Annotated in this window: 18 protein-coding genes; all 18 read right to left on the bottom strand. The window is 40.6% G+C overall.

Translation table 11 applies throughout. The features are described 5' to 3' along the window. Positions 1–15: 15 nt before the first annotated feature. Positions 16–360, bottom strand: a complete 345-nt coding sequence (rplS, locus tag RCG21_RS11350; protein ID WP_026574863.1) for a 50S ribosomal protein L19 — start codon at positions 358–360, stop codon at positions 16–18. A 143-nt stretch (positions 361–503) separates the two neighbouring features. After that, positions 504–1244: a tRNA (guanosine(37)-N1)-methyltransferase TrmD gene (gene trmD, locus RCG21_RS11345; protein WP_165976150.1), complete on the bottom strand. Its 741-nt coding sequence runs from the start codon at positions 1242–1244 to the stop codon at positions 504–506. Then, positions 1244–1762: a ribosome maturation factor RimM gene (rimM, locus tag RCG21_RS11340; RefSeq protein ID WP_133332457.1), complete on the bottom strand. Its 519-nt coding sequence runs from the start codon at positions 1760–1762 to the stop codon at positions 1244–1246. The genes trmD and rimM overlap by 1 nt, the downstream gene beginning before the upstream one ends. Before the next feature lie 14 nt (positions 1763–1776). Continuing rightward, positions 1777–2163: a YlqD family protein gene (locus tag RCG21_RS11335; protein ID WP_133332458.1), complete on the bottom strand. Its 387-nt coding sequence runs from the start codon at positions 2161–2163 to the stop codon at positions 1777–1779. A 93-nt stretch (positions 2164–2256) separates the two neighbouring features. After that, on the bottom strand, positions 2257–2487 hold the full coding sequence (locus RCG21_RS11330; protein WP_133332459.1) for a KH domain-containing protein: 231 nt from the start codon (positions 2485–2487) through the stop codon (positions 2257–2259). Positions 2488–2497: 10 nt separating this feature from the next. Next, entirely contained in the window at positions 2498–2770 is a 273-nt protein-coding gene (rpsP, locus tag RCG21_RS11325) for a 30S ribosomal protein S16 (protein WP_026574858.1), read from the bottom strand. 198 nt (positions 2771–2968) lie between these two features. After that, positions 2969–4318: a signal recognition particle protein gene (ffh, locus tag RCG21_RS11320; protein ID WP_133332460.1), complete on the bottom strand. Its 1350-nt coding sequence runs from the start codon at positions 4316–4318 to the stop codon at positions 2969–2971. A 12-nt stretch (positions 4319–4330) separates the two neighbouring features. Continuing rightward, complete coding sequence (locus RCG21_RS11315; RefSeq protein ID WP_133332461.1) at positions 4331–4663, bottom strand: putative DNA-binding protein; 333 nt, start codon at positions 4661–4663, stop codon at positions 4331–4333. Positions 4664–5042: 379 nt separating this feature from the next. Beyond that, complete coding sequence (gene ftsY / locus RCG21_RS11310; RefSeq protein WP_133332462.1) at positions 5043–6032, bottom strand: signal recognition particle-docking protein FtsY; 990 nt, start codon at positions 6030–6032, stop codon at positions 5043–5045. 17 nt (positions 6033–6049) lie between these two features. Further along, complete coding sequence (gene smc / locus RCG21_RS11305) at positions 6050–9616, bottom strand: chromosome segregation protein SMC (protein WP_133332463.1); 3567 nt, start codon at positions 9614–9616, stop codon at positions 6050–6052. Between the two features lie 34 nt (positions 9617–9650). Then, positions 9651–10394 (bottom strand): ribonuclease III, encoded by a 744-nt coding sequence (gene rnc, locus RCG21_RS11300; protein WP_133332464.1) that lies wholly within the window; start codon positions 10392–10394, stop codon positions 9651–9653. A 159-nt stretch (positions 10395–10553) separates the two neighbouring features. Next, on the bottom strand, positions 10554–10787 hold the full coding sequence (locus RCG21_RS11295) for an acyl carrier protein (RefSeq protein ID WP_118922655.1): 234 nt from the start codon (positions 10785–10787) through the stop codon (positions 10554–10556). 69 nt (positions 10788–10856) lie between these two features. Further along, positions 10857–11600 (bottom strand): 3-oxoacyl-[acyl-carrier-protein] reductase, encoded by a 744-nt coding sequence (gene fabG / locus RCG21_RS11290; RefSeq protein WP_026574851.1) that lies wholly within the window; start codon positions 11598–11600, stop codon positions 10857–10859. Then, on the bottom strand, positions 11597–12544 hold the full coding sequence (gene fabD / locus RCG21_RS11285) for an ACP S-malonyltransferase (protein ID WP_133332465.1): 948 nt from the start codon (positions 12542–12544) through the stop codon (positions 11597–11599). The genes fabG and fabD overlap by 4 nt, the downstream gene beginning before the upstream one ends. Positions 12545–12558: 14 nt before the next feature. Beyond that, positions 12559–13563, bottom strand: coding sequence for a phosphate acyltransferase PlsX (plsX, locus tag RCG21_RS11280; RefSeq protein ID WP_133332466.1), 1005 nt, complete (start codon positions 13561–13563; stop codon positions 12559–12561). 13 nt (positions 13564–13576) lie between these two features. Next, positions 13577–14143, bottom strand: coding sequence for a transcription factor FapR (gene fapR, locus RCG21_RS11275; RefSeq protein WP_133332467.1), 567 nt, complete (start codon positions 14141–14143; stop codon positions 13577–13579). A gap of 258 nt (positions 14144–14401) precedes the next feature. Next, positions 14402–16450, bottom strand: a complete 2049-nt coding sequence (gene recG / locus RCG21_RS11270) for an ATP-dependent DNA helicase RecG (RefSeq protein WP_235824677.1) — start codon at positions 16448–16450, stop codon at positions 14402–14404. Continuing rightward, on the bottom strand, positions 16447–17331 hold the full coding sequence (sdaAA, locus tag RCG21_RS11265; protein WP_133332469.1) for an L-serine ammonia-lyase, iron-sulfur-dependent, subunit alpha: 885 nt from the start codon (positions 17329–17331) through the stop codon (positions 16447–16449). The genes recG and sdaAA overlap by 4 nt, the downstream gene beginning before the upstream one ends. Positions 17332–17367 lie beyond the last annotated feature (36 nt).

The following is a 17367-nucleotide window of genomic DNA, read 5'->3' as shown; positions in this document are numbered from 1 at the left end:
CTCTTTTTTTTCATATTAGCGAATTTCTTTAATTCTTGCTTTTTTACCGCGAAGTTTACGTAAGTAATAAAGTTTAGCACGGCGAACTTTACCGCGGCGAATAACTTCTAGCTTCGCAATTTTTGGTGTGTGTACAGGGAAAGTACGCTCAACGCCTACTCCGTAAGAAACTTTACGAACTGTAAAAGTTTCGCTAATTCCACCACCACGACGCTTAATCACAACACCTTCAAATAACTGAATACGCTCACGAGTACCCTCGATAACTTTTACGTGTACACGTACAGTATCCCCGGGACGGAACGCAGGAAGATCAGAGCGAAGTTGTTCTTTTGTGATTTCTTCGATTAATTTATGCATCGTATTCAACTCCTTCCAACAGATGCTCTTGCATAGCTATTTAGCTATTACTTGCAGCGGAACATCGTTATAAGACCAAACTGTTAAACAACAGCCCAAGTCACAAATAGTATCATAACATAAACAGCAACACTGTGCAATAACTACTTGGATTCTTTTTTTACCTCTTGTAGCCATTTTTCCTGCTCATCGGTCAAATCTATCTTTTCTAATAAATCCGGCCTCCGTAACAGCGTTCGTCTTAAAGCCTCTTTATTTCGCCATTCCTCTATTAATTTATGATTTCCGGACAATAAAACTTCCGGAACCTTTAAACCGCGAAAATCAGCCGGACGTGTATAATGCGGGTGTTCCAAAAGTCCGGTGCTAAACGAGTCTTTCATATGAGACTCTTCATTTCCCAGCACTTCCGGTAATAGGCGGACAACACTATCAATCACAACCATTGCACCGAGTTCCCCGCCCGTTAAAACATAATCTCCGATCGAAATTTCATCTGTGACAATATTTTCGCGTATTCTTTCATCGTACCCCTCATAATGTCCGCAAATAAAAATTAAATGGTCCTCGCGAGCCAATTCTTCCGCTTTTCTCTGGTCATACCGTGACCCCTGAGGGCAGAGTAAAATTACTCTCGTATTTGGGCTGGCAGCTTTTTCTTTTAGGTCCGCCACAGCATCAAAAATTGGCTGCGGTTTAAGTACCATCCCTGCACCTCCGCCATACGGATAGTCATCCACAGTATTATGTTTGTTATCGGCATATTCACGGAAGTTCACAACATTATATTTAACCGCAGATTTTTCAGCAGCCTTGTGTAATATGGATTGTCCCAATACTCCTGTAAACATTTCCGGAAAAAGAGTAAGGATGTCGATTTTCATCATGAAAGTAACCCTTCCATCGGTTCGATTAAAATGACCTTCTCTTTTACATCTACTTTCTTTACTACATCATGGATATAGGGAATTAATGTCTCCTTACCGCCCTTGCCTTTTATTACCCAAACATCGTTAGCACCCGGGGTAAGGATTTCAGTGACTTTGCCAATTTCTTCACCCTTGGTAGTCGCAACCAAGCAGCCGATAATTTCGTGAAAATAAAATTCATCTTCCTCCAATTGACCAAGATAGGATTCCGGAACCTTTAAAATTCCATCCCTAAATTTTTCTACTTCATTAATATTTTCTAAACCTTCAAATGTCAGCAAATCAAAATTTTTATGGGAGCGGTGGCTTTTAACCTTTAATTCAATTGGGTCCTTTGCTTTCGGTAAAAATAAGTAAAGAATATTTCCTGTTTTGTACCGTTCTTCAGGGAAATCGGTTTTTGATATCACTCTTACTTCTCCTCTGATGCCATGTGTATTGACAATCTTCCCGACATTAAACCATTTTTCCATGCCATTGTTCACCTCTATCGTATATCATCAATAATCCCATCTCGGATAATAATCGTAGGTTGTCCGAATTTCTCATCCCATATGTCTCCAACCTTTATTTCGATCAGGGCTTGTACTTCTTTTTCCTTTAGTTCACTGCCGATAGGCAGAATATGTAATTGTTCAATTTGAAAATCTAGAAGCTTCTCTTTTTCGTGACGCATCTGAATTTCTTTTTCAAAATGTTTTTTCAATGCACCCGGTGAAAAATTCTTTGATTTCTCTAAACGTTTTAATTCAAAGAGCAGCTGATCCCGTTCCTTTTGAAGCTGCAGTTTTTGAGCTTTAAATTTTTCAAACAGTTTTTCCTTGCTCTTTTCCGTTAATACCTGCTTAACCACAACAGATTGAATAATTTGCATAGTAGGTCTCCTTTACCCATCTAATAAGTGAGTTAAAAAAGTTAGCAAAAAAGGGAGGATATATATCCCTCCCTTTAATCTAGATGCAAAAAGCTATTCACCAATTTCTAGAAATATTTTCTTCTGTTGTGATGATCCTGCTGCATAGACAACAGTTCTAATGGCCTTTGCAACGCGCCCTTGCTTTCCAATCACCTTACCAATATCCGTCTTGTTGACGGAAAGATGAAACGTGATTCGCTGCTCATCTTCCTTAACATCGACGCGAACGTCTTCCGGAAAATCAACCAAAGGCATAACAATTGTTTCGATCAATTGTTTCATTTGCGAATCCTTACTTGCTTAATTTTGCATTATGGAATTTTTCCATGATGCCTTGGTTAGAGAAAAGGTTACGAACTGTATCAGATGGTTTAGCACCGTCTTGTAACCATTTAAGAGCTAATTCTTCGTTGATTTGAACTTGAGCTGGCTGTGCAACTGGATTGTAAGTTCCAACGACTTCAATGTAACGTCCATCACGAGGAGAACGAGAATCTGCTACTACGATACGATAGAAAGGAGTTTTTTTAGCTCCCATACGTTTTAAACGAATTTTAACTGCCATTTTATATAAGCACCTCCGAATATGTTTCACACAAGAAATAATATTAACAGAAAGAAATTAGCTTGTAAAGGTTTTTCTCTTTACGAGCCTTCTACGCTGAATTATCTTCATTGCAGGCTTGCGACGAGCCTAACAATGCTTCTCCGAATAAGCTTTGGCGCAGGAGCACGGTTCCAAATTTTTTACACAAAAATGGTCTCAAAACTTAAACGGAAATTTAAATCCGCCTTTTTTCTTCCCCTTTTGCTGCATCCCTGACATTTGTTTCATCATTTTTTTCATGTCTTCAAATTGCTTAAGCAAGCGATTAACTTCAGGTACTGTTCTACCGCTTCCTTTGGCAATCCTTCTTTTGCGGCCTGAGTTCATGATTTCCGGATGAAGTTTTTCTTCTTTGGTCATCGAGCGTATAATCGCTTCAACATGAGCAATTTGCTTTTCATCGATTTGAAGATTATTCAGTCCTTTAATCTTATTAGCTCCCGGCATCATTTTTAATAATTCATCAAGCGGTCCGAGATTACGAACCTGACCTAATTGTTCCAAAAAGTCATCAAGAGTGAAGGATGCTGTTCTCATCTTTTGTTCGAGTTCTTTTGCCTTTTCCTCATCGACATTGGCCTGAGCTTTTTCAATAAGCGTCAGTACATCCCCCATGCCTAGAATTCGCGATGCCATCCGTTCTGGATGAAACGGTTCAAGTGCATCCATTTTTTCACCTAAACCGACGAATTTAATCGGGGTTTGGGTAACGGCACGAATTGAAAGGGCAGCACCACCACGGGTGTCCCCATCAAGCTTTGTTAACACTACGCCAGTTAACCCAAGAGTTTCATTAAAGCTTTGGGCAACATTGACAGCATCCTGACCTGTCATTGCATCGACAACAAGAAAGATTTCATCGGGTTTTGTAAGTTCCTTAATGTCCTTTAACTCGTCCATTAAAGTTTCATCAATATGAAGTCGTCCGGCTGTATCAATTAAGACATAGTCATGATGCTCTTCCTTTGCCTTCGCAATGGCTTGCTTCGCAATTTCTACCGGGCTCACTTGGTCACCAAGTGAGAAAACCGGCATGTCCAATTGCTTGCCAAGTGTCTCCAGCTGCTTGATCGCGGCTGGACGATAAATATCGGCGGCAACCAGCAATGGTTTCCGGTTATACTTTTTCCGCAGTAGAAGCGAAAGCTTTCCAGTAGTTGTTGTTTTACCTGCCCCCTGCAAACCAACCATCATAATTACAGTTGGCGGGCGATTCGAAACAGCAATTTTACTTTGCTCGCCACCCATTAATTCTGTCAACTCTTCATTAACAATTTTAATGATTTGCTGTCCAGGAGTTAAGCTTTTTAGGACTTCCTGTCCTACTGCCCGTTCACTGACTTTTTTGACAAATTCTTTTACAACCTTGAAGTTTACGTCTGCTTCTAATAAGGCGAGACGAACTTCTCTCATCATTTCTTTTACATCCGCTTCAGAGACTTTCCCTTTACCGCGGATTTTTTGAATGGTACTTTGCAGTCGGTCGGCTAATCCTTCAAACGCCATACATGCCGCCTCCTAATCCAGTTTCTCAAGCTCGGCGACTGCTTCAAGCATCGCCTGCTTTGAAGGTTGTTCCGCGTTTAGCAATTCTCTTACATGCTTTAATAGATTGCTGCGCTCTTGAAATTTCTGAAACAGCAGCAGCTTTTCCTCATACTCCTCGAGCATTGCTTCCGTCCGTTTAATATTGTCATAAACGGCCTGTCGGCTGACATTATACTCTTCGGCAATTTCTCCTAGTGAGTAATCATCTAAGTAATAGAGAGACATATAGCTTTGCTGCTTTGGAGTTAACAACGAATAGTAAAAATCATAGAGATAATTCATCCGTGTGGTTTTCTCAAGCATGCTCATCCCTCCTGTTGTTAAGTGAAAAGCCTTTACAATGTAGTTTACACAGTGGACCTGTCCCTGTCAAGATAAGGCCTTTCCAACGTTACTTGATTCATATTTTTGCAGATTTCATCATAGCGCTCTGTAAAACTAGTCTGTTGATTTACGCTCCACTAAGGAAAGCTTCCTAGAATAATCATCGCAGTGACAGGCTGCCTTTTGCCTGCCGCGAGGCACTTCGCTTTCCGCGGGCGGTCCGGGGAGCCTCCTCGGCGATGAAAGCGCCTGCGGGGTACTCCCCTGTCCCGTCCTTCCGCTCCAATCAACCGTTTTATTAAACAGAATTTTATAAAAAGGAAAAGCAGTACTTTAAAAATACTGCTTTTCTGAGAAATCATTCTTCTGTCTTTTCTACTTGGTCGGCAAATAATCCGTATACATATTGTTCTGCATTAAATTCTTGCAGGTCATCCATTTTTTCACCCAAGCCAACGAATTTTACTGGGATTTTTAATTCGTTGCGGATAGCAAGGACAATTCCGCCCTTTGCTGTTCCGTCTAATTTTGATAATACGATCCCGCTTACATTCGTTACTTCTTTAAAGGTTTTCGCCTGGATAAGCGCATTTTGACCTGTAGTTGCATCAAGAACAAGGAGAACTTCATGTGGTGCGCCGGGAATTTCCCGTTCGATTACCCGTTTGACCTTCTCGAGTTCCTTCATTAAATTTACTTTATTTTGCAATCGTCCAGCTGTATCACATAATAGAATATCTGCTTTACGGGCTTTGGCTGCTTGAATTGCATCATACATAACCGCTGCCGGGTCAGAACCCTCCGCTTGCTTGATTACTTCAACACCTACTCTCGAGCCCCATACCTCAAGCTGTTCGATTGCACCGGCACGGAAAGTATCCCCGGCGGCCATCAGCACCTTTTTTCCTTCACTTTTGAACTTATGTCCCAACTTTCCAATCGTTGTTGTTTTTCCAACCCCGTTGACACCTACAAATAAAATAACAGTAAGTCCCTCCGGTTGAATATTTAACTCCGAAGATAGCTCTTCACCCGCATTATAAATATCCACCAACTTTTCGGAAATTACACTTTGAACTTCCTTCGGATCCTGAATATTGCGGCGTTTTACTTCCATTTTCAGTTCATCAATTAATTCCATTACTGTTTCAAAGCCCACATCCGCCTGAATGAGGATTTCTTCTAATTCTTCAAAAAAGTCCTCATCAACTTTACGGTATCTGGCAACAAGATCATTTACCTTACCGGAAAAACTATCCCGTGTTTTTGTAAGACCTTCCTTAAACTTTTCCGTAACAGAATCCGTTTGTTTCGTAATTTTCTCTTTTAATTTTTTAAAAAAGCTCATGATTTCACTTCCCTATCTTAAGATTCAACAAGCTCTTTTGTTTCCTCTAACCGAACCGACACAAGCTTTGAAACACCAGATTCCTGCATTGTTACCCCATAAAGAACATCTGCCTCTTCCATCGTCCCTTTTCGATGAGTAATGACAATAAACTGGGTTTCTAAGCTGTATCGTTTTAAATATTGACTAAAACGGTGAACATTTGCCTCATCAAGGGCAGCCTCGACCTCATCAAGAATACAAAATGGCACCGGCCTAACCTTTAAAATTGAGAATAGCAAGGCTATAGCGGTTAACGCCCTTTCTCCTCCGGATAGAAGTCCCAAGTTCTGTAGTTTCTTCCCCGGGGGCTGCGCAACAATTTCTACACCCGTATTTAATAAATTCTCCGGTTCTGTAAGTCTTAAATCGGCGCGGCCGCCTCCAAATAAAGCGCGAAATACCGGTTCAAAATGATTTCGGATTCCTTCAAACGTCTGTTCAAACCGTTTCTTCATTTCCATATCCATTTCTTCAATCACTTGGAAAAGCATTTCTTTTGCTTCTTGGAGATCGTTTTTTTGTTCATTTAAAAATTCATATCTCTCTGAGACCCGTTCATATTCTTCAATCGCGCCAAGATTTACATTGCCAAGCTCTTCGATTGCCAATTTAATCAACTTAACCCTTTTTCGGGCTTCCTCAATTGGAACCATTAACGGGAACTGTTCTTTTGCCCCTTCAAAAGATAATAAATATTCTTCTCTGAGGTGGCTCAGACGGTTTTCAAGTTCTACATCCAAACGATTAATTTTGACTTCTTCATCCTTTAACACTTCGGTCATTCCACGGTGAAGACGCTTAAGTTCCTTTGCTTCGAGCTCAAAATCCTCTAGAACTGTTTGCAGCTCCAAGCGTTCCTTTCTTCTTGATGAAATAAGCCCAATCGTTTCTTGTTTATCCTGTTGCTTCCTGACTACTTGTTCTTCCAATTGTTCCTCTCCAGAAGAGCTATTAGTCATTTCTGATGAAAGCATCTGCAAGTCGTCCGATAAAATCGCTAATTTTTCTTCGCTTTCAGCTAAATCTTCCTTTGTAATCGCAAAACGTTCTTTTGCATTCGTCAACTGTTCATTTTTAGAAGCAAATTCAACCTTTAATTCATTCATTTCATTTGTTAAGGTTTCTTTTGAAGATAAATCATGGGTCTTTTGCTCGGTTAGCTTTGCTATAAGCTCATCAAGGCCAGCAATCTTCTCTTGATAGGTTTCAAGATCATGGGATAATTCCCTTTTTCTCTCTGTTAAACGATCTCGTTCTTCGAAAAATTGACCTTTTTCTAAATCATAGATGCTTAAACGCTCATTTATATTCTTTTCCTCAAGCTCAGCACCATGTAAATCCCCTTTTAGTGATTGCTCGTTTACCCTTAATTCCTCACCAGTTTTGCGAATTTCTTCAAGAAGACCTTCATTTGTTTGAACCTCTTCTTTTAGCGCTTTCACCGTTTTCTCTAATCCAGAGGTTTTTTCCTCCATTACCGTGAGCTTTGTTTTCAAATCTTCTAGCTCACCTTTTCGTGTTAACAGCGAGGAATTTTTTTGCTTAAGGGCACCGCCTGTCATGGAACCGCCAGGGTTTACAATATCACCGTCAATGGTTACGAGGCGGGAGCGATATTGAAGGATTTTTGCCAATTCATTAGCACCCTTTAAGTCTTTTGTGATCACCACATTGCCAAGAAGATTATTCATTACTTCTGCGTATCTTTGGTTGAACTGGACTAGACTTACTGCAGTTCCAATGAAGGAAGGATGATTTTCGATGGAAGACAGTTGGGAAGATGACAATGGCCGTCCTTTTATGACACTAAGCGGTAAAAAGGTCGCGCGCCCAAACGAATTTTGTTTTAAAAATTGAATGGCCATTCGTGCATTTACCTCTGTATCAACAACGATATGCTGCAATGCACCCCCAAGGGCTGTTTCAAGGGCGGTCTCATATTGTTTTGGCACTGTTACTAGTTCTGCAACTGCACCTTCAATTCCGGATAACTTTTTCCCGCGTGCCTTTAAAACCTCTTTAACGCCTTGGAAAAAGCCCGAAAAGTCCTCTTCCATTTCTTCAAGCATTTCTTTTCTTGATTTAGCCTGTTGCAGTATTTGATAAGCTTGATACAAGGTTTTTTCTTGCTTTTGGTAATTGTTTTTAGCCGACTCTAGCTTCTTTTGCTGCTCGCGAAATAATACAACATGATCGCCCAGCTTTTTCTGGATTTCTGCTAATCTATTTTGGATAGATAATTTTTTCTCTGCAGCAATTTGGCGTTCCTCAATAAATCTGCTATTTTCCTCGTCGAGCCGTAAGTTCTTCTTCTCTTGCTGCTCAAGCTGCTGGACAATCATCCTTAGTTCATTTTTAGCTCCTGCCTGATCATTCAGCAATTCAATATATTCACTTTTTAATGATTCAATTTTTTCATCCATGTTTTCTGCGAATAATTGGAGCTTCTCCTGCTTTTCCTTTAACTGAGCTTTAAGTGATTGTGCCTGCTCACTTAAAAATCGAACCGACTCTGCTTGCGTATCGCGATTCTTTTTAAGCAGGTCCACCTTCTCCGCTAGTTCAGAAATATTTTTGATTAATTGGTCTTTATTCTGAGCAGCATTTTTCTTTCGTTCCTTTAAAACTTGCTTCCTGCCCTCCAATTTTTCAAGTTCTTCGCTTGCATAAAGGAGAACATTTTGTAAATCAGAAACCGACTCATCAATGGCTGTTACGTGATCCCTTGTTTCAGTAATTTGAGCCTCTTTCTTTTGCAGCTGGGTCGAGAGCTTTAATTCTTCTTGTTGATGCTCTTCTAGCAGATGAGTTAACTTTTCCCACTTTTGATGGAGTTCTTCAATTTCATAAACTGTTAGTGCTACTTCAATTTTTTCAAGCTCTTCTTTTTGCTCTAAAAAGTCTTTTGCCATCGATGCTTGAATTTTAAGCGGTTCCACCTGGCTTTCAAGCTCGTAGAGAATATCTGTCACACGATTCAAATTCTCTTGTGCTTCCGACAGCTTCCCCTCAGCTTTTTTCTTACGATTTTTATATTTTAATACTCCGGCAGCTTCTTCAAAAATTGTTCTTCGGTCTTCCGGTTTACTATTTAAGATTTCCTCAACCTTTCCTTGACTGATAATGGAAAAGGCTTCCCTTCCTAATCCGGAATCCATAAAAAGATCCACAATATCCTTTAGTCTGCACGGCTGTTTATTAATAAAATAGTCACTATCACCAGAACGGGATACTCTTCTTGTTACACTTACTTCATTATAATCAATTGATAAACCCTGGTCCTGATTATCTAAAGTTAGGGTTACTTCAGCAATATTAAGTGGTTTTCTCGAATCACTCCCGGCAAAAATAATGTCTTCCATTTTTGCCCCTCTTAATGATTTTGCTGATTGTTCTCCCAATACCCAGCGGATTGCATCCGTAATATTACTTTTCCCACTGCCATTTGGCCCAACCACAGCCGTTACGCCAGGGACAAAATCCACTCCGATACGGTCAGCGAATGATTTAAATCCAATGATGTCCAACCGCCTTAAAAACATTTGAAAATCCTCCCTTAAAGCGCGTTAAGATGTATTACATGGTTGTTTTTCCTTTTAAAATTCCAAGCGCCATTTGGGCTGCATGCTGTTCTGCTTCTTTTTTGGATTTACCAGTACCAGTCCCTAATTCTTCACCATTTAATGAGACCCTTGAAACAAATTCTTTGTTATGTGCAGGTCCGATTTCCTGGAGAACTCGATATTCAATCACGCCTGTCCCATCGCGTTGGATAAGTTCCTGAAGCTGGCTTTTAAAATCCATCACATGAGAAAAAGCACCCGCATTAACCTTAGGAAAAACCACCTTTTCAAGAAATTCAATCACTGTACCAATTCCTTTTTCTAAATAAAGCGCCCCAATGAAGGCTTCAAATACATCTGCAAGTAATGCAGGACGCTCTCTGCCTCCTGTCATTTCTTCTCCTTTTCCTAATAAAATATATTTTCCAAAGGAAAGTTCATTTGCGAAAGAAACAAGTGATGGCTCACAGACAATAGCGGCCCGGAGTTTTGTTAGTTCTCCTTCACTCATCATTGGATACTTTTTATAAAGGAATTGTGAAACAGTAAGTTCAAGTACGGCATCTCCTAAAAATTCAAGCCTTTCGTTATCTTCATAAGGCTTCCTGCGATGCTCATTCACATAGGATGAATGGGTAAAAGCTTGTTTTAATAATTTCTCATTATCAAAATGAATTCCAATATTCTGTTGAAAATCTTTGAATTGATTTTCTTTTGCGCGACTGCTTGATTCTTTTTCCTTGCCATTTTTGCGCATGAAAGTCTCCACCTTGCAATTAGTATTCACATACATTCACTAGTAATAGTTTAAAAAAGTTCTGTTAAAAACGCAAAGAAACTTGGCAGTACGGTTGAACTGCCAAGTTGAAGAAAAGCCCCGTTTGTAAACGGAGCTAACTTTTTAGAAATCCAACGATTATTTTTTGCTATTTATGTAATTAACAGCATCACCAACTGTGCCGATTTTTTCAGCATCATCGTCAGAAATTTCCATATCAAACTCATCTTCCAATTCCATTACTAGTTCAACTACGTCAAGGGAATCAGCGCCAAGATCGTCCTTAAAAGAAGCTTCAAGCGTAACTTGAGACTCGTCTACACCTAAACGGTCCACGATAATCTTTGTTACACGTTCTAATACCTCTGCCATGCTTGTTCACCTCCCCTCAAGCTATTATAGAGTATTTGATTAAAATAATAAATGTTTAATTATAAAAAATTACATCACCATGCCGCCGTCGATGTGAAGAGTCTGTCCTGTCATGTAGGAACTGTCATCAGAAGCAAGGAATGCTGTTACTTTTGCGATATCTTTAGGTTCTCCAAAACGGGCTAATGGAATCTGTTTGAGCATTTCCGTTTTGATATCCTCTGTTAATTTGTCAGTCATATCCGTTGTGATAAATCCCGGTGCAATCGCGTTTACCGTAATATTTCGGGCAGCAAGTTCTTTCGCAGTTGTTTTCGTTAAACCAATCACACCCGCTTTTGCCGCAACATAGTTAGCCTGACCTGGATTACCACTGACACCAACAATTGAAGCAATATTAATAATTCTTCCAAAGCGTTGCTTCATCATTTGTCTTGTTACAGCCTTCGTACAAAGAAAAACCCCTTTTAAATTAATACTGATGACATCGTCCCACTCTTCTTCTTTCATTCTCATCAATAAGTTATCCTTTGTAATCCCTGCATTATTAACGAGAATATCCAGTTTTCCGAAGCGGTCAACTGTCTCTTTAACCATTGATGCTACTTCTTCAGAATTGGAAACATCACACTTTACTGTAAAAGCATCTCTTCCCAACGCTTTAATTTCATCCACTACTTCATTAGCTTTTGCCTCACTACCGGCAAAATTCACAGCCACATTTGCTCCCTGCCGTGCTAACTCAAGAGCAATTTCACGACCGATTCCTCTTGATGCCCCTGTTACTAGTACTGCTTTGCCTGCTAAATTCATAATTGCCCCTCCTTTAATGCTTCAATTACATCCTTGCAGCTTGACGCGTCCGATACAGAATACGTTTTAACGGAACGATCTATTTTCTTAATTAATCCTGATAAAACCTTCCCAGGTCCAACTTCGATAAAGGTATCAACACCAAGTTCAATCATCTTCTGAACGGAATCTTCCCATAACACAGGTGAAAAGAGTTGTTCAATTAGCTTTTCTTTGATTTCTTCAGCCTTCTCCATTGGTTCCGCTGAAACATTGGCGATAACAGGAATTTTCGCATCCTGCATATTCAATCCATCTAAAACACCCTTTAATTCAGCAGCGGCTGGTTTCATTAGTGAAGAATGGAAAGGTCCGCTAACTTCAAGTGAAATTACGCGCTTAGCCCCTGCTTCCTTTGCCTTTTCACCTGCAAGCTCTACTCCTTTTCGTGAACCGGAAATAACAATTTGCCCTGGACAATTTAAATTAGCCAAAGAAACCGGATAGCCTGATTCACTCACTTCGTTACATGCAGCTGCAAGCTTTACACGGTCAAGACCTAACACTGCCGCCATTGTGCCTTCTCCATTCGGAACGGCTACTTCCATGAACTCGCCTCTTTTTCTGACGGCATATACACCTTCTTCAAAGGTTAAGGCACCGGAAGCAACTAAAGCCGTGTACTCACCTAGGCTGTGGCCAGCAAGAAAACCTGCTTGAATCCCTGATTTTTCAAACAAGGATAACAATGCAATACTTGTTGTTAACAAGGCTGGCTGCGCATTCACGGTTAGCGTCAGCTCCTCTTGTGGGCCTTCAAAGATAATTTTACTTAAAGAACTATTAAGTGTTTCATCTGCTTTTGTAAAATAGCTCATCATTTCAGAATTCTGTTCAGCAGCTTCTTTTCCCATACCAACTGTTTGGGAACCCTGCCCTGGAAAAACAAATGCAATTTTACCCATTTTCGCACTCCTTCTTACTGTTCAATTTTCGAAACATTTGTTTCTTCAACAGCATTTTTTATTAAACCAACGACATCATTTCCTGCCATTTCTCTTGTTTGGCGAATGGCACTAAAGACGGCCTGTGCATTCGAGGAACCATGTGCTTTAATCACTGGTGCTTTTAAACCAAAAAGTGCAGCTCCGCCATATTCGGAGTAATCCAGCTTGCTTTTCAACGAATACAAATTTGGTTTTAGAACAGCAGCAGCCAGTTTGCTTGTTAAACTGCTCATTAAAGCTGTTTTTAACATTTTCATCATGGAAAGAGCCGTACCTTCAATTGTTTTTAATACCATGTTTCCTGTAAAGCCATCGGTAACGACCACATCGGCTGCCCCTTCAAGCAAATCCCGAGCTTCCACATTGCCAATAAAATTGATATTGGTCTTTTTTAAAAGTTCAAAGGATGCTTTCGTTAATTCATTACCCTTTTTTTCCTCCGTACCAATATTTAACAATCCAACTCGTGGTTTCGAAATTCCTCTTACTTTTTCACTATAAATAGATCCCATGATGGCATATTGGACTAAATGTTCCGGCTTTGCATCCGCATTCGCTCCAACATCTAATAGTAGAAAACCTTCTCCTCCGATGGTTGGTAAGGTGGGGGAGAGCGCCGGGCGGTCAATGCCGTCAATCCTGCCCACTACAAACAGTCCTGCTGCCATCAATGCACCCGTATTACCGGCGGAGATACATGCATCGGCATTGCCTTCTGCTACCTGCTTTGCAGCTAAAACCATTGAGGCATCTTTCTTACGGCGGACTGCCCGTACCGGTTCATCCGTTCCAAGGATTACCTCAGTTGTATGAAGGATTGAAATTCTCTCATGCCCTGTTAAATATTCCTTAATTTTACTTTCGTCCCCAACAAGGGTAATATGTATATCAGAAAATTCTTGAACAGCCTTTATTGCACCAAGGACTATTTCTTTTGGGGCATGGTCGCCACCCATTGCATCAATTGCAAGTTTCATTTTGTCTCATCCCTTAATGATTTTTCGAACGGTACATTTCAAATTCTCCGATAAAAACAAGCTCATTATTTACAAAACTATTGACTTCAACAAAGGTTCTCCCGAGTTCGTCGTCAATTTTTAACACCTTAGCCTTTGCTATTACCCGTTCATTCTGCTTTACAGATCGTTTAAATTGAATATTTGCTTTCGCTGTTAAGGCTAGTTCATCATTGATGACAGCAACGGCCAAAGAATTTGCCTGCGCAAATAAATGATGGCCGCGGGCAATCTTATTTCGTTTAAAAACATGCTCTTCTTTGATATCCAAAATGGATATCGCACTATGATCTAAATCTATATCAATAATTTCACCAATGATTTCATCAAGTGGCAATGAACGGACCTCATTGGAAAATCGCTTTTCAGCTACATTTTTAATTCGTTCCCTAAGTTCCGGTATCGATAACTCTAATCGATCGAGACGGATGGTTTGAACACTGACTTGAAATTTTTCCGCAAGCTCTTCATCCGTCGTAAATGGATTTTCTTTTATGGTAGAGGTTAGCAATTGCTGCCGTTCTTTTTTATTTCTTCTCATGATTTTACACCGTCCGAGCTCTTATGACTAGGTACTAATAGTAGTATAAAAGTAGAAAAAGCAGATTGCAAGAAATACTTTCACACTTGCCATCTGCTTATAAGAAAAGCGAAGGCGCCTTGGTCAGCCCCGACAAGGCTTTAGGGCCTGACGGTGAAGTCGTTCTTTGACTTCATCGGCAGGACCTAAGCAACCTCGAGAGGCTAGGCGCCGAAGCTAGACAATTCTCATCTTTATTATTCATTAAATTCATGAGAATTAGTCTAGCTTTTCTCCTTCTAAAACACCTGACCACTCAAGCTCATTCCGTAAAAATTTATATTCCGGTGATGACCAAAACGCTTTTGATTGAATTAACAATGCTGCATCATTTCTGGCAGTTTCTAGTGCACGATAGTCATGGACCATATCTGCTACTTTAAATTCTGGAATCCCGCTTTGTTTTTTTCCAAAGAAATCCCCTGGTCCACGCAGCTCTAAATCTTTTTCGCTTAGAACAAAGCCATCATTTGTTTCAGTCATAATTTTCATTCTTTCCTGACCAACTTCGGATTTTGGGGCCGCCAGCAAGACACAATAGGATTGATCGCTGCCTCTTCCTACCCGCCCTCTGAGCTGATGTAGCTGTGACAGACCAAACCTTTCAGCATCGTAAATTACCATCATCGTCGCATTTGGAACATTTACGCCCACTTCAACAACGGTTGTAGAAACAAGTATCTGAACGTCATTTGCACTGAAAGCCTTCATAACGCTATCCTTATCATCCGAGCTTAAACGGCCATGCATAAGGCCAACCTTATAACGGTTTTGAAAGTAATGGGTAAGGGTTGTATGAACATCGATAGCATTTTGAACATCGAGCTTGTCCGATTCTTCGATTAATGGACAAATAACATAGGCTTGATGGCCTTTGCCCAGTTCTTTTTCAACAAATCCTAGGACTCGATCTAGCATCTCAGGTTTTGCCCAATACGTTTCAATCTTTTTTCTGCCTGCCGGCATTTCATCAATGATGGATACATCCATCTCACCAAAGACAGTTATCGCCAATGTACGGGGAATCGGAGTTGCAGTCATAAATAATACGTCGGGATTTTCACCTTTTTCCCTTAATATCCTTCGCTGTTCGACCCCAAAACGATGCTGCTCATCCGTAATCACAAAACCAAGATTTTTAAAGGTTACCTCCTCCTGAATGAGCGCATGGGTACCAATTAGAATATCCACCCTTCCTTCAGCTAAGTCCTGTAGAACTTCACGTCTGCGTTTCCCTTTTACGGAACTAGTTAACAGCTCACAGCGAATCGCAAAAGGGTCTAATAAGCTATTAAGGGATTCAGCATGCTGTTCTGCTAATATTTCGGTTGGTACCATTAACGCTCCTTGAAAGCCAGCCGTTACACTTGAATATAAACCAATGGCAGCAACGACTGTTTTTCCTGAACCGACATCCCCTTGTAACAAACGGTTCATGCGGAAGCCTGACTTCAAGTCAGCTAAAATTTCATTCACGACTCGTTTTTGAGCATTGGTTAACGGAAAAGGAAGTGCATCAATAAAAGATTTTAATTTTGGCTGCGAATAATTTTGGGATATTCCCGGTGATTGTTCTCTTTCAAACTTTCTTAAGGCCTGCATTTTAAGTTGGAACAAAAGGAATTCTTCATAAACAAAACGACGTCTTGCCTGCTTGACATCATCTGAGGTATTAGGAAAATGCATGGCCCAAAGTGCATCACGGCGCCCAAGCAGCCGATATTTATTTAAAAGTGATAGCGGTAGATTTTCTTCAATCTTATTTCCATATTGCTGATAGGCAAGACTAATAAACTTCCGCATACCTTTTGTCGTCATTTTTCCTCTTAAAGCGTATACAGGTTCAAAATCATGCCCTTTCGAATTCGGGCCGACCTGCATTTCATTAGCCGTAATCGTTTGCCGGTGTGCATCCCATTTTCCAGTGACGGTAATGGTTTCATTGATTACGAATTTATTTTTTAAATAGGGTTGGTTAAAAAAAACCACCTTGATTAGGTATCGGTCCACAAAAAGCCTAATGGTAATCTTCGATTTCTTTCTCCCATAATAGGCAAGAGAAGGCTCACTATGAACCTTCCCTTCTACCGTAATTTTTTCGTCATGCTGAACCTCCGTTAAGTCACGGAGTCGATAGTCTTGGTAACGATAAGGAAAATACTCCAACAAATCATGAATCGTATAGATTTTCATTTCTGCCAAGGTTTCAGCCGTTTCCCCACCAATTCCTTTTAAAACAGTTACTGATTGGTTTAATTCCGGATTCACTGTTCTTCTAGCGGAATACCGAAAATCTTCGCTTCTAGTTTGCGACCTGTCGGTGTTGCCGCCAAACCTCCCTGAGCAGTTTCTTTTAATGCAGTCGGCATATTTTGACCGATTTTATACATTGCGTCAATGACTTCGTCACAAGGGATTCGGCTGGTAACCCCTGCTAAAGCCATATCGGCCGCGACCATGGCATTCGCAGCACCCATTGCGTTTCTTTTTACACAGGGTACCTCAACTAATCCAGCTACAGGGTCGCAGACAAGACCAAGCATATTTTTCAAGGTAATGGCCATTGCCTGAGCACATTGATCAGGAGTTCCTCCGGCCATTTCTACAATGGCTGCCGCAGCCATCCCTGCTGCTGAACCTACCTCCGCTTGACATCCCCCAGCAGCACCGGAAATAGAAGCGTTATTTGCTACAACAAAACCAAAGGCACCGGCAGTAAATAGAAACGCTACCATTTGTTCACGCGTTGGGTTCAATTTATTTTTCAAAGCGAATAATGTTCCTGGAACCACACCAGCTGATCCGGCAGTAGGCGTTGCACAGATCGTCCCCATTGCAGCGTTTACTTCATTTGTGGCAACTGCTTTGCTTACCGCATCAAGCACTGTTTCCCCTGTTAAGAAATTTCCTTTTTGAATATACGCTTGGAGAAGAACGGCATCCCCTCCTGTTAACCCTGAGTGGGATTTTACTCCTTTAATTCCACGTTCAACCGCTTCCTCCATGACCCGCAAATTACGGTCCATAAAAGCAATAACCTCTTCTCTGGAACGGCCGGTAACAGTGACTTCCTGTTCAATCATAATTTCTGATATTTTTTTATTTTGACTATTTGCAAGCTCTAAAAGTTCGCCAACATTTCGAAACACAAGCCTTCCTCCTCTTTGGTGTATCCATTTCCGCTT

It is taken from the genome of Bacillus salipaludis, assembly GCF_030938565.1.
In the GTDB taxonomy this organism is placed as follows: Bacteria; Bacillota; Bacilli; order Bacillales; family Cytobacillaceae; genus Neobacillus; species Neobacillus salipaludis_A.
This window is presented reverse-complemented; position numbering and strand designations above follow the sequence as displayed.